Here is a 20,992-nt window from a genome sequence, read left to right on the forward strand (position 1 = left end):
CTCAAGCATTCACCTCGTCCGGGTCCCGCTCGAACTGGGTCCGGTACAGCTCCTCGTACCGGCCGCCCGCCGCCAGCAGCTCCGGGTGCGTGCCGCGCTCCACCACCCGCCCGTCCTCGACCACCAGGATCTGGTCGGCCGCCCGCACCGTCGAGAGCCGGTGCGCGATCACCAGCGACGTCCGCCCGGCCAGCGCCTCGGTCAACGCCGCCTGCACCGCCGCCTCCGACGTGGAGTCCAGGTGCGCGGTCGCCTCGTCCAGGATCACCACCCTGGGCCGGGCCAGCAGCAGCCGCGCGATCGTCAGCCGCTGACGCTCCCCGCCGGAGAGCCGGTAGCCGCGTTCGCCGACGATCGTGTCCAGCCCGTCGGGCAGCGACGAGATCAGCGTGTCCAGCCGCGCCCTGCCCAACGCGTCCCACAGGTCCTCCTCCGTCGCCTCCGGGCGCGCCAGCAGCAGGTTGGAGCGCACCGACTCGTGGAACAGGTGACCGTCCTGGGTGACCAGCCCGAGCGTCTCGCGCATCGCGGCGAAACCCACGTCCCGCACGTCCACCCCGGACAGCCGCACCGTGCCGGAGTCCACGTCGTAGAGCCGCGGCACCAGCGAGGCGATCGTCGACTTCCCCGCCCCCGACGAGCCCACCAGCGCCACCAACTGCCCCGGCTCGACCCGGAACGACACGTCGTGCAGGACCGTTTCGCCGCCCCGGTCGTCCAGCTTCGCGACCTCCTCCAGCGACGCCAGCGACACCTTGTCCGCCGACGGGTAGGCGAAGGACACGTGGTCGAACTCCACCGCCACCGGCCCCTCCGGCACAGTCACCGGGTCCGGCCTCTCGGTGATCAGCGGCTTCAGGTCGAGCACCTCGAAGACCCGCTCGAAGGACACCATCGCGCTCATCACCTCGACCCGCGCGCTGGCCAGCGCCGTCAGCGGCGCGTACAGCCTGGTCAGCAGGAACGACAGCGCCACCACCGTGCCGGCGTCGAGCTCACCGGTCAGCGCGAAGAACCCGCCGAACCCGTAGACCAGGGCCAACGCCAGCGCCGAGACCAGCGTCAGCGCCGTGATGAACACCCACTGCACCATCGCCGTGCGCACCCCGATGTCGCGCACCCGCCGTGCCCGCGCCGCGAACTCCGCCGCCTCCTCGTCCGGGCGCCCGAACAGTTTCACCAGCGTCGCGCCCGGCGCGGAGAACCGCTCGGTCATCTGGGTGCTCATCACCGAGTTGTGGTTGGCCGCCTCCCGCTCCAGGCGCGCCAGCCGGGTGCCCATCCGCTGCGCCGGCACCACGAACACCGGCAGCAGCACCAGCGCCATCAGCGTGATCTGCCACGACATGCCCAGCATCACGATCAGCGCCAACACCAGCATCACCAGGTTGGACACCACCCCGGACAGGGTGTCGCTGAACGCCCGCTGCGCGCCGATCACGTCGTTGTTCAGCCGGCTGACCAGCGCCCCGGTGCGGGTGCGGGTGAAGAACGCCACCGGCATCCGCTGCACGTGGTCGAACACCGTGGTCCGCAGGTCCAGGATCAGGCCCTCCCCGATCCGCGCCGAGAACCAGCGGGTGACCAGGCCCAACCCGGCCTCGGCCACCGCGATCGCCGCGATGATCACTGCCAGGCGGACCACCACCGAGGCGGCCGACCCGCCGACGATCGCGTCCACCACCTGCCCGGCCAGCACGGGTGTCGCCACCGCCAGCGCGGCCGACACCACGCTCAGCGTCAGGAACCAGCCGAGCAGTCGGCGGTGTGGGCGGGCGAACCGGCCGATCCGTGCCAGGGTGCGCACGGAGAACGGCCGGCGGTCGTCCGTGGCGTTCATCGCGTGGTACAGCGATGTCCACGCCGTCGTCTCCATGCTCATCTGTCGCTCCCACCAGTGCGTTCGAGGTTGTGGCCGGCAGTGAACCAGCTCGACCAAGGTGGAGGTCAAGGTGATCGTCCGGATGCGAGGGGCGGGTGGAGCTACCTCACGGGCGCCGGAAATGGGATCATGCGCACCGGCGTCCGCCGACCCTGCGAGGAGTGTCGCTGCATGAGTGCTCGGGGTTTCTTCTCGTCCTTCGAGAACACCGACCCCCCGCTGACCTGGATCGATGCCGTCGACCTCGACCAGAACGGCGCCCAGCGCGCCGCCGGCGCCACCATGAGCACCCGCGAGGGCGCGGGTCCCACCAAGCCCTACACGGCCAAACCGGGCGTCGGGTTCACCGGCCTGCGTGCCCTGCGCTACCAGGGCACCCACTCCGGCCGGGGCGCCGCGCACGTGGTCAACAAGCTGTACCTGGTGGACCTGCTCGTCTCCCGCGACACCGTGCTGGAGTACGTGCTCGCCCCGGACCTGATCGGCGACGACCTGCGCTACCCGAGCACCTACGTGTCGCTGGACCTGGCCTTCGACGACGGCACCTACCTGTCCGACCTCGGCCTGTCCGACCAGCTCGGGTTCCCGCTGACCCCGCGCGGGCAGGGCGAGTCCAAGGCGCTGGCGCCCCACCAGTGGAACCGGCGGTTCACCCGCATCGGCGGCGTCGCCGAGGGCAAGGTCGTCACCCGCGTCCTGCTGGCCTACGACAACCCGAACGGCCCCGCCCAGTTCGCCGGCTGGCTCGACGACCTGGCCATCGTCGACTGGCCAAGGGAAGCGCCCCGCCGGCCGGCCGACCACGTCATCACCACCCGGGGCTCCAACTCCACCAAGGGCTACTCGCGTGGCAACACGTTCCCGGCCACCGCCGTCCCGCACGGGTTCAACTTCTGGACCCCGGTCACCGACGCCGGCGCCACCGACTGGATCTACACCTACCAGCGGGCCAACAACGACCGGAACCTGCCCGCCCTGCAGGCCCTGTCGGTCAGTCACCAGCCGAGCCCGTGGATGGGCGACCGGCAGACCTTCCAGGTCCTGCCATCGGCCGCCGCGCGTCGTCCGCGGGCGAGCCGGCGCCGCCGGGCGCTGACCTTCCGCCACGGCAACGAGATCGCCCGCCCGCACCACTACGGCGTGCGGTTCACCAACGGCATCCGGGTCGACGTCGCGCCCACCAACCACGCGGCGATCCTGCGGTTCACCTTCCCCGGCGAGGACGCGAACCTGATCTTCGACAACGTCACCCGCCACGGCCGGCTGAACCTGGACACCGTCGCCGGCACGGTCTCGGGCCACTCCGACGTTCGCAGTGGACTGTCGGCCGGGGCGACCAGGATGTTCGTGTACGCCACCTTCGACCGGCGGATCGCCGCCGGCGGACGGCTGTGGCGCGGGCTGTCCCGCCGGGTCAGCGGCTACCTGCGGTTCGAACCCGACCCCGACGGCGAGACCGTCGTGACCATGCGGATCGCCACCTCGCTGATCAGCCTCGCCCAGGCCAAACGCAACCTGTGGCTGGAGATCGCCGACGAGGACACCTTCGACACCGTCCGTGAACGCGCCGCCCGGCTCTGGGACGACCTGCTGGAACGCGTCGAGGTCGACGGCGCCTCCGAGGACCAGCTCGTCACCCTCTACTCCAACCTGTACCGGCTGTTCCTCTACCCGAACCGGGCCCACGAGAACACCGGCACGGTCGACAAGCCCGTGTACGCCTACGCCAGCCCGTTCGCCGCACCGGCCAAGAAGGACACCCCGGTCCACACCGGCGCGACGCTGGTCCCCGGCCGGCTGCACGTCAACAACGGTTTCTGGGACACCTACCGCACCGCCTGGCCCGCCTACGCGCTGCTCGACCCCGCGCGCTGCGCCGAGCTGGCCAACGGGTTCCTCCAGCAGTACCGCGACTCCGGGTGGGTCGCCCGCTGGTCCTCCCCCGGCCACGCCGACCTGATGACCGGCACCAGCTCCGACGTCGCCTTCGCCGACGCCCACCTCAAGGGCGTGCCCGATCTCGACGTCCGCGCCGCCTACGAGGCCGCGCTGCGCAACGCCACGGTCACCCCGCCCACCGACGCCCTGGGCCGCAAGGGACTCGAACGGTCGATCTTCCTCGGCTACACGCCGGCCTCCGTCGAGTCGGGACTGTCCTGGACGCTGGAGGGCTGCGTCAACGACTTCGCCATCGCCAACCTCGCCGCCGCGGTCGGCGACCGGGACAACCACGAGTACTTCCTGGACCGCGCCCGCAACTACGTCCACTCCTTCGACCACGACACCGGGTTCTTCCAGGGCCGTAGGGACAACGGCCGCTGGCGCCAGCCGGCCAACTCCTACGACCCGCGCGCCTGGGGCGGGGACTACGTGGAGACCAACGGCTGGAACACGGCGTTCTCGGTGCCCCACGACGGCGCCGGGCTCGCCACCCTGCTCGGCGGGCCGGCCGCGCTGGCCGCCAAGCTCGACGAGTTCTTCGCCACCCAGGAGACCGGCCGCGCGCGGGGCGCCTACTGGCGCACCATCCACGAGATGCCCGAGGCGCGTGACGTGCGGATGGGCCAGTACGGGCACTCCAACCAGCCCTCGCACCACATCATCTACATGTACGCCTACGCCGGCGCGCTGTGGCGCACCCAGGAGAAGGTGCGGGAGGTGCTGTCCCGGCTCTACGCCGGCAGCGAGATCGGCCAGGGCTATCTCGGCGACGAGGACAACGGCGAGATGTCGGCGTGGTGGCTGTTCAGCGCGCTTGGCCTCTACCCGCTGCGTGTCGGCAGCCCGGAGTACGTGATCGGCTCGCCGCTGTTCCGCCGGATGTCGGTGCGCCTGGGCGGTGACGCCCGGCTGGTGGTCAACGCGCCGAACAACAGCCCGGAGAACGTGTACGTGCAGGCCCTGATGGTCAACGGCGCGCCGTGGGAGAAGGCGTGGCTGCCGCACGAGGTCATCGCCGGCGGCGCGGTCCTGGACTTCCACCTCGGCCCCGAGCCCAGCCGCTGGGGCTGCGGGCCGGAGGCGCTGCCCCCGTCACTGACCCCGCCGGGGACCCGGCCGGCCACGATGGTCGACCTCACCTGCGACGTGGACGGCCTCGCCGAGAGCAGCGACGGCCCCAAGCTCGCCGCCCTGTTCGACGACACCACCGCCACCCAGGTCACCTTCCGCAACCCCAACCCGTGGGTGAGCTACCGGGTCGCCGGCGACGGCGCGACCGTGCGGTACTACACGCTGACCTCGGGCACCGGACGGGACGACCCGCGCAGCTGGGCCCTGCGCGGGTCGTCCGACGGTGTGAACTGGGTGGTGCTGGACGAGCGGACCCGGCAGACCTTCCGGTGGCGCCGGCAGACCAGGGCGTTCGCCGTGGCCAACCCCGGGCACTTCACCCACTACCGGTTGGACGTCACCGAGAACACCGGGACCCCGACGGTCACCATCGCCCAGCTGGAACTGCTCGCCCGCTGACCTCAGCGGCGGTGGGGCTGCAGGTACTGCGTGGCCAGCGCGCCCCGAGCGAGCACGATGCAGATCACCGGCATGATCGCGAAGAACACCGCGGCACCGATGAGCAGCGCCTTCGCGCCCTCCAGGACGTCGATCCCGCCGGCGTCCAGCGTCGAGTAGATGATCATGTAGAACAGCGAGATCGCCACCTCGAGCGCCGCACCCACGATCAGCAGCGTGCGACCCTTGCCGGACATCATCTGCAGCCCGCCCATGATGAGCAGCACCACGCCGGCGGTCTGGGCCAGGGCGATCAGCGCCTGCATCGCCATCTCCCCGCCCTCCAGGTTGAACACGCCGATCCACACGATGAGCGTGGTGATCGTCGTGAGACCCGCCTGGACGAACGCCAGCACGGCGGCCGCGGTCACCGCGCCGGGACGCGGAATCGGACCGCCGGTGTACTCCTGGGGTGCCTGGGGCATCGACCCGTAGCCACCCGCCGGTGCCTGCGGCGCCTGCGGATAGCCCTGGTAGTTCTGGTTGGACCCCTGCGGTGGCTGCTGACCACCGTATGGCTGCGACATGACTTTCTCCCTCGGCCCCCGGCCGGCACGCCGCCGGCCCGGCCCGCGTCGATGACTTGTGTGCGATGCGTGTTCGGAACGGTGGACGATACTGGCACAGTCACCCACCTGGACGAACAGGTTTCCCACAAATTGTGAACGTCTGTGCGCGGCTACGCTGACCGGCCGGTCTCGCCCCCGGGAACCGCCTGCCCGGCAGGGGCCTCCTGCTGCTCCGGCGGGACGATGCTGGCCAGCTCACCGCCGGTGTCGTTCATCCGCAGCACGAACGGCCGGGTGTCGGTGTACTGGACCACCGACACCGACGCCGGGTTCACCACGATCCGCTGGAACGCGTCCAGGTGCTGGCCGAGCGCGTCGGCGATGATCGACTTCAGCACGTCGCCGTGGCTGCACAGCAACCACACCGCACGCGGCCCGTGCTCGGCGGTGATCCGCGCGTCGTGCGCCCGCACCGCCGCGACCGCCCTGGTCTGCATCTGGGCCAGGCCCTCCCCCGCCGGGAACACCGCCGCCGACGGGTGCTGCTGCACCACCGACCACAGTGGCTCGGAGAACAGGGTCTTGAGCTCCCGCCCGGTCCAGTCGCCGTAGTCCACCTCGGACAGGCCGGGCTCGGTCACCGGCACCAGCCCGCGCGCGGCCACCAGCGGCGCGACCGTCTGCTCACAGCGCAGCAGCGGCGAGCAGACGACCTCCGCCAGCGGCACCGGCTCCAGCCGACTCACCAGCCGCTGAGCCTGCCCGCGCCCGGTCTCGTCCAGCTCCACCCCCGGTGAACGTCCGGCGAGAACACCGGAACCGTTGGCGGTGGAACGGGCATGCCTGAGCAGAACGACGGTCGCCACCCCGCCAGTAGATCACATGGCCGGGCCGGCATCCGGCTCCAGCACACCGGCCCCGACCAGGACCAGCAACACGATGCCCAACGCGATCCGGTAGCCGACGAACGGCAGGAAGCTGTGCGTCTTGATGAACCGCATCAGCCAGGCGATCACCGCGTAGCCGACCACGAACGACACGATCGTCGCCACGACCGTCGGACCCCACTCCGGTGCCTGGCCGCCGCCGATGTCGGCCAGCTGGTAGAGCCCCGAGGCGAACACCGCCGGCACCGCCAGCAGGAACGCGTACTCGGCCGCCTCCTCGCGCCGGTAGCCCAGCAGCCGGCCGGCGGTGATCGTGCCGCCGGAACGCGACACCCCGGGGATCAGCGCGAGCGCCTGCGCGAAACCGAACCCGATGCCGTGCGGCACCGTCAGGTGGTCCAGGCCGCGGTCGCGCCGGCCCAGGTGGTCGGCGATCCCCAGCACGATGCCGAACACGATCAGCGTCGCCGCGATCAGCCGCAGGTCACGGAAGGCGTGCTCGATCTCGTCCTCGAACAGCAGGCCGAGCACAGCGATCGGGATGGTGCCGATGATCACCAGCCAGCCCATCCGCGCGTCCGGGTCGTCCCGCCACAGCGACGGTCGGCGCAGCGACCGGAACCAGCCGGCCAGGATCCGGCCGATCTTCTTCCGGAAGTACAGGATCACCGCGGTTTCCGTGCCGAGCTGGACGACCGCGGTGAACGCCGCACCGGGGTCGCCCCAGCCGGCGAACGCCGCGGTGATCCGCAGGTGCGCACTGGAGGAGATCGGCAGGAACTCCGTGAGTCCCTGAACAAGTCCGAGAACGAGGGCTTCCAGCCAGCTCAACTACTACCCAACTCCCGCGAGATCAAGAGCTTCCACCGCGACACGCAGGGTCGCGATGCTGTGCTCAAGATCTTGCAGCACCGTGGAAATGGTGAGTGTGGTGACCCCCGACTCGGCGAGGGCGACCATGCCGTCTGCTATACGTTCCTTCTGGCCAAGCAGCGAGGTCTGGTCGATGAACTCCAGCGGCACGGTCGCCGCCGCGCCCGCGTAGTCCTTGGCCAGGTAGCGGTTCTGCACCTCGGCGGCCTCGGCCTCGAAGCCCATCCGGCAGGCCAGGTTGTTGTAGAAGTTCTGCTCCCGGCTGCCCATCCCGCCGACGTACAGCGCCGCGTACGGGCGCACGCTGTCGGCCGCGACCTTCCAGTCGTCGTTGACGATCATCGGCACGGTCGCCGCGACGTCGAAACCCTCCAGGGTCTTGCCGACCTTCTCCCGGCCCTTCGCGATCAGCTCCAGCGACTCGGGGCCGTAGCGCGGCGAGTAGAAGATCGCCAGCCAGCCGTCGGCGATCTCGCCGGTCAGCTCCAGGTTCTTCGGGCCGATGGACGCCAGGTAGACCGGGATCTCCTCGCGCACCGGGTGCACGATCAGCTTGAGCGGCTTGCCGGGGCCATCGGGCAGCGGCAGGGTGAAGTGCTTGCCCTGGAACGACACCCGCTCCCGGCGCAGCGCGCTGCGGACGATCTCGACGTACTCCCGGGTGCGGGCCAGCGGCTTGTCGAACTTGACCCCGTACCAGCCTTCGGAGACCTGCGGGCCGGACACGCCTAGCCCGAGCCGGAACCGGCCGCCGGAGAGGGTGTCGAGCGTGGCGGCGGTCATCGCGGCCATCGTCGGCTGGCGGGCGGGGATCTGCAGGATGCCGCTGCCGACGTCGATCCGTTCGGTGTGGGCGGCCACCCACGCCAGCACGGTCGGCACGTCGGAGCCGTAGGCCTCCGCCGCCCACGCCACCGAGTAGCCGAGCCGGTCGGCCTCCTTGGCGAGTTCCAGATTGTTGGCGTCGTTGCCGGCACCCCAGTAGCCGAGGTTCAGTCCGAGTCGCATCGGCTGACAATACCGACAGTCGCCGCTTCGGTACTGTGATCTACGCACGGTCCCCCGGTGCCGATTTCGGGCTGTTCGGGGGTTCTGCCAGCGGGAACGAGGTCGGCCGCTTAGGCTTCCCCGGTGGAGCAACGACACCTCGGCGCCAGTGGGCTGAGGGTGTCCAGGATCGGGCTGGGCACCATGACGTGGGGGCGGGACACCGACGCCGACGAGGCCGCCAGCCAGCTGGTCGCGTTCGCCGACCTCGGCGGCACCCTGGTGGACACGGCCGATGTCTACAGCGACGGGGAGAGCGAGCGGATCCTGGGCTCGCTGCTCGACGACCTGGTCCCCCGCCAGGACATCGTGCTCGCCACCAAGGCCGTCGCCCGCCGCGGCGAGGGCCCGTTCGGCGGTGGGGCGTCCCGGGGGTCGCTGCTGACCGCGCTGGAGGGTTCGCTGCGCCGACTGGGCGTGGACCACATCGACCTGTGGCAGCTGCACGCGTGGGACGCCGCCACCCCGCTTGAGGAGACACTGGCGGCCGTCGACCACGCGGTGACCAGCGGCAAGGTCCGCTACGCCGGCGTGTCGAACTACACCGGCTGGCAGCTGGCCACGGCCGCGAGCCGGCAGCGGTCGACACCGCTGGCCGCGCCACTGGTGTGCGCGCAGATGGAGTACTCGCTGCTGGAACGCGGTCTCGAACGGGAGGTCGGGCCGGCCGCCGCGCACCACGGTCTCGGGCTGGTGGCCTGGGCGCCGCTCGGGCGGGGTGTGCTGACCGGCAAGTACCGGGCGGCGACCCCGGCCGACTCGCGCGGCGCATCGACCCACTACGCCCCCTACGTCGACCACCACCGCACCGAGCGGGCGGCGCGGATCGTGCAGGCGGTGGTGACCGCGGCCGACGGGCTGGCGACCTCGCCGCTGTCGGTGGCGCTGGCCTGGGTGCGTGACCGGCCGGGCGTGGCCTCGGCGGTGGTCGGCGCGCGCGACACCGGCCAGCTGCTCGGCTCGCTGGTGTCCGAGGAGCTGACGTTGCCGGCGGCGATCAGGGCCGCGCTGGACGATGTCAGCGACCCCGAGCTCGGCTACCCGGAGACCCAGCTGGGCTGACACGGCGTGCTGACGGCCGGTAGTTGCCCCCGGTGCCGACGGCCCGGAAACGGGGGTTAGCGTCCTGGACGTTATTGGAGGATGCTGGAAGGACGTCCCGACGGCGTGACGCACCGTGGTCGCGACCGCCGGGCCGACGTGTCGGAGGTCGATGTTGCGTCGCATGGTGGTCGCGGTCGTCGTTTGTTGCGCCGCGACGGGCACGGCTTGTTCCACAACCGAGCCCAGCGACGAGCTGATGGTGTCGGACAACCCGGTCGCGGCGACCCCCGCGCGCTCCCCCGCGCCGCAGGTCGCCCCGTCGGGCACGGTCACCGCCCTGACCGGCACGCCGACGTCGCTGGCGGTGGACGCCGAGCACGGCGTGCTGGCGGTGGCCGTCGAGCAGCCGCCGTCGGTGCTGCTCTACCGGCTGACCGAGGCCGACACCCTGTCCGATCCGACCACCGTCGAGCTGTCCGCACCGGCACGCTCGGTGACCGTTTCCGGTACCGGCGGGCCGCTGCTGGCCACCACCGACGACGAGCTGGTGCGAATCTCCCTGCCTGACGGGCGGACCAGCACGGCCCCGGTGGAGGGCGAGCTGACCAGCGCGGTCGGCTTCGGCGACGACACCCTGGTCGCGGTGCGTGACCGCAAGGCGGTCGCGGTGGTCGGCGACGACGGGGCGGCCAGGACGATCAGCGGCGGGCTGTTCAGCGCCGACCAGGTGCTCTCGACCGGCGAGAACGCGGTCGTGTTCGACCGGCTGCGCAACGCGGTGTTCATGCTGGACGTGCCGGGCGGGGCGGTCGACGAGGGTCTGCGCGCGGGCGAGGGGTCGACCAACGCGGTCGCCGACCGGTTCGGCCGGGTGTTGCTGGCCGACACCCGGGGCGGGGCGCTGCTGGCGTTCTCGGTGGACCCGCTGCTGATGCGCCAGCGGTTCCCGGTGCCCGGGTCACCCTACGGGCTGGCCTATGACCAGGAACGGGACCTCGTGTGGGTGACACTCACCGAACGTAACGAGGTTGTGGGGTTCGATGTGGCGGGCGGCGAGCCCGTGGAGAAGCACCGGTTCTCGACGGTGGAACAACCCAATTCCGTGACCGTTGACCCGAGCAGCGGGCGTGTGGTCGTCGCGTCCGCGACCGGAAAGGGAATACAGGTGATCGCTGTATGAGTGCTGACGGGGTGATCGACGGGGACTGGGAATATCGGCCGTTGCGGCTCCCGCCGGGTGTGTCCCGGCGCGCGGCGGCCACCCAGCTCGCCATCCACGCCGAGTTCGCCGGGTGGGAGCTGTCCAATGTGCGGTTGTACTCGGACGGGAGCCGACGGGTGCTGCTCAAGCGGCGCCGTTCCGTCGGTCTCCTGCCCGGCCTGAGTACCTAGTCCTGAGGAGGTCAGCCACCGTTGGCCGGTGGCGTGTCCTCCACGAACTCCCACACCAGGCGGGCGCCGGCGTCGCCGACCCGGAAGGTGTGGACGCCGGTGGCCACGGCGAGCCCCACGGTCACCACCGCCGCGACGAGCACGGCGACCTTCGTGCCGCTGGCCTGCCGGGTGGCCACCATCGTGCCGCCGCCGGAGCCGTCCTCCGCGGGTTCCGGCTGGGCCTTCTCCCCGCGCTGGTGCAGCACCATCAGGGCGGTGACGGCCACGAACAGGCCCAGCGCCCACCACACCAGCAGGTCACCGAGCCGGGCGTGCTCCTGGATGCCGGGGTTGGTGCCGATCCGGCTCTCCAGGAACTCCCCGCTGTTGGTGGTGATCGGCACGAGCGCGGTCCCGACGCCGGCCGCCACGACGACGAGCCAGCCGTAGCGGCGACGCACCGCCGGCCACACGGCGATGAGGACCGCCCCGCCGACGGCGATCACCAGGAGCACGACGACGAAGTGCACGACGAGGGGGTGTAGGGGTAGTCCACCGACGAAATCGGGCACCGGTGCCTCCGGGTTCTGGGTCGATTGCTGAGCGTTCCACCGTCGTTACGCCCCAGGACCCGAATCGGTTCACCCCATCGGGGACAAACTTCAACAAGTCCGGAGGAACCGGTCCAACACCCGCGTCCCGAACCGTACGGCGTCGACCGGGACCCGCTCGTCCACCCCGTGGAACAGGGCGGTGAAGTCGAGGTCGGCCGGCAGCCGCAGCGGGGCGAAGCCGAAGCAGCGGATGCCCAGCGTGTGGATGGCCTTGGCGTCGGTGCCGCCGGAGAGCATGTAGGGGATGGTCCGGGCGCCCGGGTCCTCGGCCTGGACGGCGGCGGTCATCGCGTCCACGAGGTCCCCGTCGAACGAGGTCTCGACGGAGGGCAGGTGGGTGATCCACTCCCGCTCGACGTCCGGCCCCAGGATCTCGTCGAGCTCCCGTTCGAAGGCCTCCTGCCGCCCCGGAAGGACCCGACAGTCCACGACGGCCTCGGCGACGGAGGGGATGACGTTGGCCTTGTAGCCGGCGGTGAGCATGGTCGGGTTGGCGGTGTCGCGCAGCGTGGCGCCCACGACCCGCGCGAGCGGCCCGAGCTTCTCCACGGAGCCGGCGAGGTCGTCGTCGTCGAACTCCAGCCCGGTCAGTTGGCTGACCGAGTCAAGGAACGCCCGCACCGAGTCCGTGACGACGATCGGGAACCGATGAGCACCCAACCGAGCGACCGCGGCCGCGAGCTTCGTGACCGCGTTGTCCTCGTGGATCATCGACCCGTGCCCCGCGCGCCCCCGAACCCGCAACCGCATCCAGGCGATCCCCTTCTCCGCGACCTCGATCGTGTAGGCCCGAAGATCGTCGGCGAGCGAGACGGAGAACCCGCCGACCTCCCCCACGGCCTCGGTGACGCCGTCGAACAGATCAGCCCGGTTCTCCACCAACCACTGAGAGCCGTAGGCCCCACCGGCCTCCTCGTCGGCAAGGAACGCGAACACCAGATCCCGAGGCGGCACAACCCCGTCCCGCCTGAACCGCCGGGCGACGGCCAACGTCATGCCGACCATGTCCTTCATGTCGACGGCCCCGCGACCCCAGATGTACCCGTCCTGGATCGCCCCGGAGAAAGGATGAACCGACCACTCCGTCGCATCAGCCGGCACGACGTCCAGGTGCCCGTGGATCAGCAGGGCTCCCCGCGTCCGATCGGCCCCCGCCAACCGAGCGAACACGTTCGTGCGCCCCGGGGCCCCCGAGTCGAGAACAGTGACCTCATACCCCACTTCAGTCAACTTCTCAGCGACATACTCAGCCGCCACCCGCTCACCGACAGTAGTCTCCAGCTCACCGGTGTTGCTCGTGTCGATCCGGATCAACTCACTGGTGAGCTGCACGGCCTCATCCTGCGCCAGCACCGGGGCGCTCATCTGCTCGGTCACAGGGCCTTCCTACCACTGCGCCGGGCGCCTGGTGAGTCCCACCGCCACAAACCCCCACGTCAACCCCGTGATCCACACAAGGAGGTGGCCGGTTGGGCGCCCGTTCGGCCATCCGTTACGCTGTGCACCACCACAGAGTCCGAGTGGCGGAATGGCAGACGCGCTAGCTTGAGGTGCTAGTGCCCGACAAGGGCGTGGGGGTTCAAGTCCCCCCTCGGACACGCACACTATTCACCCGCATCGAAATCTCAGCGGTGAGTGCCTCCGGCTCATACAGAACTTGCAGGTCAGCCCCTGCGTACAGCTCTGCGAGCCCTTCCCCTGTCGCGTCGTTGAGCTTGGTCGCGACGTCGCCAAGCATGTCGATCCGCGCTTGGACCTCCGCCGCGTCCATCAGGTTCGGTGCGGGGGCGTTGTCGACCTCAGCTTGGGCCGCGACCCGTTCGGCTTGCGCGGAGTTGATCACCTCGACCAGCGCCGCCGGATCCACGCCGGCCGTGATGGCTGCCTGGTACTTCCTGAGTCGGCTCTCGGCATCTGCCAGCCGCTTCCGAGCAGCCTCTCCTCCGTCCCGTCTCTGCGACGCACCCTCCTGGGAGGCCACGAGAGCGGCCACCGTGCGATCCACATTGTCACGGTCGAACAGCTCCGCGAACCAGCCGTTCACGGCGTCCCGGATCGTGTCCTCACGCAGATAAACGGCCGGCGGATGAAGAGCCAGAACCGAAGATTCCGGCGCGAGCGTGCGCGCGGGGCAGCGGTAGTACATGGCGTGCTTGCGTGGACTGCCTTCCATCTTCCGCGAGCACACCGCACACCTGATCCGGCCTCGGAACAAGTACGGCCGCTTCACTGGTCGGCCCGTTCGCTCGGTCTTCCGCGCTGTCTGCAACCCGCCGGCCGCCTTCGACCGACGAAGCAACTGAGCTTGGGTGAAATCCTCAACCGAGATGATCTCCGGGTGGGCCGGGCGCCGTGACCGGACGACCCGCTCCGGTGTGGAGCGGCGGAACCGCACCACGTGTCCGGCCGCGACGTCGTCCGGGTCCATCAGGACTTCGTGTTTGGTCCACCGTCCGAACACCGCGTAGCCGGTGTAGCGCGGGTTCTCCAGAATCGACCTGATGGTGCTGCCTTGCCACCCATCGGCGAGCCGGTGCGTGTTCTGCTCAGGCCGACGCGCGGACGGGCAAGGGATACCGTCACGGTTCAGCCCATTCGCAATGGCTCGGTCACCACGCCCACCCAGGTACTCGGCGAAGATCCGCCGGACAACCTCGGCCGCAGGCTCATCGAGCGCGAGCAGCCGCATTCGGTAGCCCTCCGCCGCCTTACGCGGATTCGGGTGCGGCCCACCGTCCACCGTCACGTACCCGTATGGCGCTCTGCCTCCCTGGTGCCGGCCCTCGTTGACCACCTGCGCGTCCATCGCCGCGCGCACCCTGGCTTGGACGTGTTGGCGTTCCGATTCGCTCATCGCGCCGAGCTGGCTCATCAGCATCTTGTGCGAGGGGTTGCGCGGGTCGAACTTCCCACCCAACTCCGGCACCCACAGATCCACCCCGTAGGCGGCGAACTTCGGAGCGATCAAGGAGAACTGGTTGCCGTACCAGCACCGAGTGCCTTCTCCCACGACAACACCGGACCACCCACGATCCGGCCGCTTCAACTCAGCCAACAGCCGGCCCGACTCCGGCCGACGCTCCCACGGCACTGACCGCGAGAACCCGATATCGAAGAACTCGGCGACGATCTCCCCGCCGCGCGGCTCGACGACGTTCCGCGCGTTGGCGACCTGCCACGCACGTGATGTCGTCGGGTCCTGGTTGTCCTCGGTCGAGCACCGTCCGAAGAACGCCAACGGACCGACTCCCTCATCGGTCGCGTCAACCACCTGGATACCCATGATCTCGTCCAGCGTCGCCCACGGATCACGGCTGATCTCAGCGGTCATCTCGCACCTCTTCCCCCGGCCGATCCAGCACCGGCACCTCGGTCAGCTCCACCAGTATCGCAAGTAAGGACGCGGCTACGCGGGATGTCAGCCGGGGAAGCTCCGCCGGCAGACGCACGATCACGCCGTCATGTGCCGAGCTGATTTCAGTTCTCCTGGGCCTCCTACCCGTGACGGCACGCCCATGACGTCCCAGTCCGGGCGCGAGCGAGCGGGTTTCTGGCCGGTTGTGACGGCAATCGCGGATACCGTCACAGCTGTCACAACCACTGTTTTCGCAGCTCACGCTATCTTTGTTGCTGTCACAGTCGCTGTGACGGCAAGACGGCATCGAACGTCCGTTGTGACGGCATTCGGGCTGTGCTGTCACAGGGCACCGCCAAGATCGCGCACGTCATCGGCCGCCGTGAACAGGTCAGCCGTGAGGTAGCCACGGGCCTGCCTCACCCGGCCGTCCTCGGAGGTGACGCGCTCTCGTGTCGACCGGCAGCCCAGTTCGGCGAGTCGCCGGCCGAGCCACGCTGGGTCGAAGTCGAGCAGCTCCGCAAGATCGGCGTTGGAGACGAACTCCGGTGCCTCATCACCCAGCTCATCGAGGTGGTCAACAACGCTGGCCAATGGATCAGGTACGCCAGCCGACCGCGCCGGTTGAGGCGCGGCACCCGTCCCGATCGCCCGAACCGCCGCCGAGTGGTCGAGCGCGGGCACCTGTTCGTCACCGGCCGCCTGTCCGCTGAGCGTGCCCTCGGCCTCCCGCAGTGCCCGCCCGCGCTGGCAGATGACCTGCCAGTCCTCGTTCGGCATGTAGTACGTCCGAACCGTCAGCGCTAGCTGTATTGCCCCGGGAGGTTGTGAACTCGGGGACACGTGATCGGATGATCTTGGAATGAGGAGGGCCTCCGGGTTCGGTGTGGATTGCGACATCTGCACCGGTGACCCAGGAGGCCCTCATTCCTCACGCTAACGCACCCCTGACCGAGTTGGGCAGGCTGCGCCTGGCCCGGTGTGTCGTGGATGACGGTTGGCCGCTGCGTCAGGCCGCGGACCGTTTCCAGGTCTCGGTCAGCACGGCGAAACGATGGGCCGACCGCTACCGCGTCGAGGGCTCGGCGGGCATGGTCGACCGGTCTTCACGCCCGCGTACCAGCCCTCTCAGGACCCCGACACGGACCGAACGGCGGATCGTCAAGGTCCGGTTGGCCCGCCGCTGGGGTCCCGCCCGCATCGCCTACCTGCTCGGCCTGAACCCAGCCACGGCGCATCGGGTGCTGGTCCGCTACGGCCTGGCCCGGCTCGCGCATCTGGACCGGGCCACCAGCCAGCCGATCCGCCGCTACGAACGTGACGCCCCCGGCGATCTGGTCCATGTCGACATCAAGAAGCTGGGCAACATCCCCGACGGCGGCGGCCACAAGATCCATGGCCGCGCTGTCGGTGGCCGCAACAGCTCGGCCCACCGCGACCTCGCCCGTCCCCGCAAGATCGGTGGCCGCCCGAACCTGGGCTACAGCTACCTGCACAACGCCGTCGACGACCACTCACGACTGGCCTACACCGAAATCCTGCCCGACGAGACCAAGGAAACCGCCGCCGCGTTCTGGACCCGAGCCCAAACCTTCTTCCACACCAACGGAATCACCGTCGCACGCGTGCTCACCGACAACGGATCCTGCTACCGCTCACGGCTATGGCGCAACACCCTCACCGACGCCGGGATCACCCACAAACGCACCCGCCCCTACCGGCCCCAAACCAACGGCAAGGTCGAACGGTTCAACCGCACCCTGCTCGACGAATGGGCATACGCCCACCCCTACAAAACCGAGACCGAACGACGCCAAGCCCTCCCACGATGGCTACACACCTACAATCACCACCGCGGCCACACCGCACTCGGCGGCCTACCACCCGCCAGCCGCGTTCCCAACCTCACGGGTCAGTACAGCTAGCACGTCGGCGCCGGCTTGCGTGTCGCCGTCCGGCCGAAGGATGCCGACACCCTTGTGCGAAGCCAGCAGACGACTGCTGTCGTACCCACGGGTGTTCATCTGCTCCCCGAGCACGATGTTCGAGTCCCGCCAGTCCATCACCCGCAACGCGAACCGCGACCCAACACCGCCCGAAGCCCACTCGGAATCGTCTTCGAATCCGGCCGCTGCGTGGCCAACACCAACACGATCCCGGCAGCCGGCCCCTTCTTGGCCAGCCACGTCAGCAGTTCCCCGACGTACTCCCCCGCCGCCAGTCGCTTGCCCTGCACGTCGACCGGCGTCCGGTCCTCCAACGGCACCTGCACCTCATCGACGAACACCGCCGTGACCGGCATGTCCAGCGCCCTGTCACGCGACATCGCCGGCGTGACCTTCGACTCCGGACACGTCACGTCGTCCAACTCCCGCATCCGCCGATACCGCCCCTGCACCTCGGCCACCAGCTCAACCAGCCACCCCACCAGCTCCACCACGTGCGCCGACTCGTCACCCGACATGAACCGATACGCCACCTGACCCGCCGCGTCCCAGTCCTTCCCCGCCTTGAAGTCCGCCACATACAGCCGCGTGTACGGGTCGAGCACGAGCCCTGCCGCCGCCAGCCGAGCAGCGAAGGTCTTCCCCTGCCGTGGAATCGCCCCCACCAGCAACGACGTCCACACCAACGGCAGATCGATCCGCCGGTCCCGGGCGTCCCGCCCGAACGGCACCGGCCGCCACGCGTCCCACCGCTCCGCCCTCAACAACGGCGTCCGAAGTGGAGGCGACGCGTACGGGTCCGAGTCAGCCACCCACATCGACACCCGCCCGGCGTGCCCGCCGTTCCCCCGGACCCGCTCCACGATCAACTGCACCTCATCGACCGCCAACGCGGACGCCAACGCCTCACGATGCTTGATCACATCCGCCGCCTTGCGCGTCGCCGGCAGGTCGACAGTTACCGCCCACCCGTCACCGACCCGCGTAGCCCGCTCGACAAGCCGAAGCGTCTCGTCCTTCCCGATCAGCTTCGCGTCCCGGAACGCGTCCACCAGCACCTGAGGGTCCATCGTCCAGGTCAACGTGCGCGGCCCAGCCAACACCGCCTTACGCCCAGGACTCCCCTCCCGCCGCCGACCCAGCACCGCGAGAGCCACCGCCCCGGCCGCGACCGTGAACCACAACCAGCCCCGCCCATGGACCAGGTCCACCAACGCCAGCCCAAGCCCGGCGACCACGACAACAGCACCCGTGACCCGCCACCGGAACAGCGTCAGCGCCCGAATATCAGCGAACTTGTCCGCCAGCTTCTCGGACTGCTCCGCGGCCTCCCGAAAGTCCTGAACGGTCACCCACCGCCGCCACCACCGAACCCCGGCGACCACGCCACGCACCACCGCCCCGACGAACCGATCGGGTGCCCGCACCACAGCAACCGCCAGATCCTTCAACGCCTGAACAGCCTGCCGCCGACTCTTCAACCACACCGGCACCCGCGCCGACCGCAGCCACCACGACGCGAACCACCCCAACCGAGGCGAGCAGTAACGAGCCTCCTCGACCAACTCCCCGTCAAGCACCGGATCACCAGGCACGACCTCCCGCGATCCCGCCGGCACCGGCAACGACTCGTGGCTGTTCATGGACGATTCATGAACGCTCACCGCCGACCACCAACCTCATCGGCAAGAGCCCGAGCCACCCGAGGCGCCAACCCACGCGAACACCCGGTGACCTCACGCACCCAACTCGCCGAGATCACCACCTCGGACGACCACGCCTCCCGAGCCTCACCGAGGTAGTCCGCGAACAGCTTCCGCCGCCCAGCCAGCTCCGCCCCACGAGGCCCACGCCCGCCGGCCTCGGCATGAGCCACCGCAACAGCCTCACTCAACTTGTCCCGCAGATCCGTGATCGCCTCGGCCGCCACGAACACCACCAACGGCGGCACCAAGTGCAGCACGATCGCCGACGGCGACCCGGCGGCGTACGACGTCCACGTGTTCATCACGTACGTAGCCGTCAAGGTCAACCACTTCGCCCGCCGAACCCACGGCCCCGTCCGCACCCGGTACCGAGCCGTCACCTGCTCCGCCCGCAGAATCGCGATCAAGATCAACGACACGGTTGGATCAAGCACCCACGCCGCCAACCAGGCCAACGACCACACCGGACTATCAGCCGACGCGAACACCTGAACGTTCGTCATCGTGAACGCCAACCCGAGCCCGATCCCGGTCCAACACATCCAGTCCACCTGCGACCGAACCCGCTCGATCCGCAACGCCACCACATCCGGATGCGTCAGATACGCCCGTACCTCGGCAGCCTCGGCCGCGTCCTGGGCGAGCCGCTGCGCACTGGTCAACGGCACATGCCGCGCGTCCCGCGTGCTCATCGCCGCTCACCCCGCCGCCGGTCCACCGTCACGGTCAACGCCCGAGTGAGCACGTACGACGCGAACAGCGCCGGCAACCCCAACACCGCCAGCACCAGCCACTTACCCGCCGACGGGTGACTGATCACCAGCCACTGAACCCCCACGATCAGCCCGGCCGTGAACAGCACCCGGCCACCGAGCGAGAACAACCGCGCCCCCGACCGAGCCGCGTTCGCCGCCGCCCGAGCCCGCCGAGCACCCGCCCGCCACACCCACAACAGCGAGACCAGCACACCCACACCCGCGAGCAACTCCGTGTAAGTCAGGTCGAACGTCATCGCGCCCGCCCTTCCCGCCGAGCGCGCCACACCAGGTAGAGCGCCCGCAGGTCCTCCGCCGGCAGCGCACCCCACACACCCAACGACCGGCCCTTCGACGTACGCAACTCCAGCTCCAGGCACGCCAACCGCTCGGAACAACCGGCACAGATCCGCGCCGCCACCTCCCGATCGGTCAGCCCCGCCCAGCCCGGCTCAAGCTCGTTCTCGTACAGCCACGCACACGTCCCGTCCCGGGTCACGATCTCCCACAGCACCTGGTCAGGAACCTGTTCGAACCGATCGAGCCGAGCAGCCAACTCCTCAAAGTCGATCAAGGTCGGTCACCCCCGACCGGCTCACCGAGCAGCCGCCTGACCACGTGGCCCGGCACAACCAGCCGACCGCGACGCGAGACCGCCGGGATGGACCCGACCCGGACACCCCGGCTCACGACCGACTCAGGGACACCGAGCAGCCAAGCGGCCTCCCGTACCCCGTAGAACTCACGCCCGGAATCGGGCACAGCAGCATTCATCAGGAAAGTCCTTAAAGGCGCGAAGAGCTAATTTCAGCTCTCAATTGATAATTTCAGCTTGCCGAACGACAGATCTGTCCGGCCGCGACGCGAAACGCGCGGTTACTACCCCGTGGAATCAGCCAAAGCCGCTAATGTCAGCGCTGAGGCGGAGCGCGGAGGAATAGGTGTCGGAGGACTGGGCGGCAGTCGCCAAGGCGATCAACGAGCGCGTGAACGAGCTGGGCTGGCGCCAACGCGAACTCGCCGAACGCTCCCGCGTCTCCCAGGCGATCGTCCGCGAGCTGCAACACCACACCGTCGAACGTCGCCGCAGCACCAGGACCCTCGAGTCCCTCTCCGTGACCCTCGGCTGGCACCCCCAGCACCTGGACGCCGTCCTGCACGGCCGCCGCCCACCCGAGGTCAACGAGCCCATCACCGACCAGGGCGACACCCTCTGGTCCCGCCTGGACGCTCTCGAACAGCGCCTCGAAGAGATCACCGAGCGCCTCGACGACCTCAAGTCCGGCATGACCACGGTCATCGACAACGTCCGGCCCGGTAAGTAGGCGGTTGTTGTTTTCCATGCCGTCAATTCCACGCCGGATTCACCGGGCAACCCATGACCAAGCGACGCACAACCAGTGCGGAACCGATGCGTAACAAGACAACGGGGGTCAGCAAGGCGTGGAATCGGTAGACGGCTGGACCGGCCGCACCGCGTGCGCACTCCA

General features: G+C 69.6%; 18 protein-coding genes, 1 tRNA gene and 1 pseudogene. 7 read left to right on the top strand and 13 right to left on the bottom strand.

The window, feature by feature from the left end; translation table 11 throughout:
• Position 1: 1 nt before the first annotated feature.
• Positions 2–1,882: an ABC transporter ATP-binding protein gene (locus BLA60_RS14770; protein ID WP_075133452.1), complete on the bottom strand. Its 1,881-nt coding sequence runs from the start codon at positions 1,880–1,882 to the stop codon at positions 2–4.
• A 171-nt stretch (positions 1,883–2,053) separates the two neighbouring features.
• On the opposite strand from BLA60_RS14770, the gene BLA60_RS14775 reads away from it, so the two are divergent.
• Positions 2,054–5,353 (top strand): GH92 family glycosyl hydrolase, encoded by a 3,300-nt coding sequence (locus BLA60_RS14775; RefSeq protein ID WP_075133453.1) that lies wholly within the window; start codon positions 2,054–2,056, stop codon positions 5,351–5,353.
• A gap of 2 nt (positions 5,354–5,355) precedes the next feature.
• On the opposite strand, the gene BLA60_RS14780 is transcribed toward BLA60_RS14775, so the two are convergent.
• From BLA60_RS14780 to BLA60_RS14795, 4 genes are all read right to left on the bottom strand, one after another.
• Complete coding sequence (locus BLA60_RS14780; RefSeq protein WP_075133454.1) at positions 5,356–5,919, bottom strand: hypothetical protein; 564 nt, start codon at positions 5,917–5,919, stop codon at positions 5,356–5,358.
• Between the two features lie 152 nt (positions 5,920–6,071).
• Positions 6,072–6,767 (bottom strand): histidine phosphatase family protein, encoded by a 696-nt coding sequence (locus tag BLA60_RS14785; RefSeq protein ID WP_075133455.1) that lies wholly within the window; start codon positions 6,765–6,767, stop codon positions 6,072–6,074.
• A 12-nt stretch (positions 6,768–6,779) separates the two neighbouring features.
• A complete protein-coding gene (locus BLA60_RS14790; RefSeq protein WP_075133456.1) occupies positions 6,780–7,619 on the bottom strand; it encodes an undecaprenyl-diphosphate phosphatase in 840 nt (279 codons plus the stop codon).
• A 3-nt stretch (positions 7,620–7,622) separates the two neighbouring features.
• Positions 7,623–8,669: an LLM class F420-dependent oxidoreductase gene (locus BLA60_RS14795; RefSeq protein ID WP_075133457.1), complete on the bottom strand. Its 1,047-nt coding sequence runs from the start codon at positions 8,667–8,669 to the stop codon at positions 7,623–7,625.
• Between the two features lie 123 nt (positions 8,670–8,792).
• Between BLA60_RS14795 and BLA60_RS14800 the strand changes: the two genes are divergently transcribed.
• The 3 genes from BLA60_RS14800 to BLA60_RS14810 all read left to right on the top strand — a co-directional run bounded on the left by BLA60_RS14800 (position 8,793) and on the right by BLA60_RS14810 (position 11,144).
• Entirely contained in the window at positions 8,793–9,770 is a 978-nt protein-coding gene (locus BLA60_RS14800; protein ID WP_075133458.1) for an aldo/keto reductase, read from the top strand.
• A 151-nt stretch (positions 9,771–9,921) separates the two neighbouring features.
• Positions 9,922–10,932, top strand: a complete 1,011-nt coding sequence (locus BLA60_RS14805) for a YncE family protein (RefSeq protein WP_075133697.1) — start codon at positions 9,922–9,924, stop codon at positions 10,930–10,932.
• A complete protein-coding gene (locus tag BLA60_RS14810) occupies positions 10,929–11,144 on the top strand; it encodes a DUF5703 family protein (protein ID WP_075133459.1) in 216 nt (71 codons plus the stop codon). The genes BLA60_RS14805 and BLA60_RS14810 overlap by 4 nt, the downstream gene beginning before the upstream one ends.
• Before the next feature lie 11 nt (positions 11,145–11,155).
• Here BLA60_RS14810 and BLA60_RS14815 read toward each other — a convergent pair whose 3' ends face one another.
• Both BLA60_RS14815 and BLA60_RS14820 read right to left on the bottom strand, forming a co-directional pair.
• Complete coding sequence (locus BLA60_RS14815; protein WP_075133460.1) at positions 11,156–11,698, bottom strand: DUF2231 domain-containing protein; 543 nt, start codon at positions 11,696–11,698, stop codon at positions 11,156–11,158.
• A 90-nt stretch (positions 11,699–11,788) separates the two neighbouring features.
• Positions 11,789–13,105: a M20/M25/M40 family metallo-hydrolase gene (locus tag BLA60_RS14820; RefSeq protein WP_075133698.1), complete on the bottom strand. Its 1,317-nt coding sequence runs from the start codon at positions 13,103–13,105 to the stop codon at positions 11,789–11,791.
• A 149-nt stretch (positions 13,106–13,254) separates the two neighbouring features.
• Here BLA60_RS14820 and BLA60_RS14825 point away from each other — a divergent pair.
• A tRNA-Leu gene (locus BLA60_RS14825) sits at positions 13,255–13,338 on the top strand.
• Here the strand turns inward: BLA60_RS14825 and BLA60_RS14830 are convergent.
• Together BLA60_RS14830 and BLA60_RS14835 are read right to left on the bottom strand one after the other, a co-directional pair.
• Positions 13,320–15,071 (bottom strand): recombinase family protein, encoded by a 1,752-nt coding sequence (locus BLA60_RS14830; RefSeq protein WP_075133461.1) that lies wholly within the window; start codon positions 15,069–15,071, stop codon positions 13,320–13,322. The genes BLA60_RS14825 and BLA60_RS14830 overlap by 19 nt on opposite strands.
• A 366-nt stretch (positions 15,072–15,437) precedes the next feature.
• A complete protein-coding gene (locus BLA60_RS14835; protein WP_075133462.1) occupies positions 15,438–15,875 on the bottom strand; it encodes a hypothetical protein in 438 nt (145 codons plus the stop codon).
• Between the two features lie 146 nt (positions 15,876–16,021).
• Between BLA60_RS14835 and BLA60_RS14840 the strand changes: the two genes are divergently transcribed.
• Positions 16,022–17,020: an IS481 family transposase gene (locus tag BLA60_RS14840; protein WP_075133699.1), complete on the top strand. Its 999-nt coding sequence runs from the start codon at positions 16,022–16,024 to the stop codon at positions 17,018–17,020.
• On the opposite strand, the pseudogene BLA60_RS43210 reads toward BLA60_RS14840, so the two are convergent.
• From BLA60_RS43210 to BLA60_RS14860, 4 genes and pseudogenes are all read right to left on the bottom strand, one after another.
• A pseudogene (locus BLA60_RS43210) lies at positions 17,003–18,684 on the bottom strand (cell division protein FtsK); the annotation flags it as partial. The gene BLA60_RS14840 and the pseudogene BLA60_RS43210 sit on opposite strands and share 18 nt — an antisense overlap.
• A gap of 17 nt (positions 18,685–18,701) precedes the next feature.
• Positions 18,702–19,439 carry a hypothetical protein gene (locus BLA60_RS14850; protein WP_075133463.1) on the bottom strand — a complete coding sequence of 246 codons (738 nt, stop codon included), beginning with the start codon at positions 19,437–19,439 and terminating at the stop codon, positions 18,702–18,704.
• On the bottom strand, positions 19,436–19,759 hold the full coding sequence (locus BLA60_RS14855) for a hypothetical protein (RefSeq protein WP_075133700.1): 324 nt from the start codon (positions 19,757–19,759) through the stop codon (positions 19,436–19,438). Before BLA60_RS14855 ends, BLA60_RS14850 begins: the two co-directional genes overlap by 4 nt.
• Positions 19,756–20,076, bottom strand: coding sequence for a hypothetical protein (locus BLA60_RS14860; protein WP_075133464.1), 321 nt, complete (start codon positions 20,074–20,076; stop codon positions 19,756–19,758). Before BLA60_RS14860 ends, BLA60_RS14855 begins: the two co-directional genes overlap by 4 nt.
• Positions 20,077–20,443: 367 nt before the next feature.
• On the opposite strand from BLA60_RS14860, the gene BLA60_RS14870 reads away from it, so the two are divergent.
• On the top strand, positions 20,444–20,827 hold the full coding sequence (locus tag BLA60_RS14870; protein ID WP_075133466.1) for a transcriptional regulator: 384 nt from the start codon (positions 20,444–20,446) through the stop codon (positions 20,825–20,827).
• The last annotated feature ends 165 nt before the right edge of the window (positions 20,828–20,992 follow it).

Source organism: Actinophytocola xinjiangensis (assembly GCF_001921215.1).
Lineage (GTDB): Bacteria > Actinomycetota > Actinomycetes > Mycobacteriales > Pseudonocardiaceae > Actinophytocola > Actinophytocola xinjiangensis.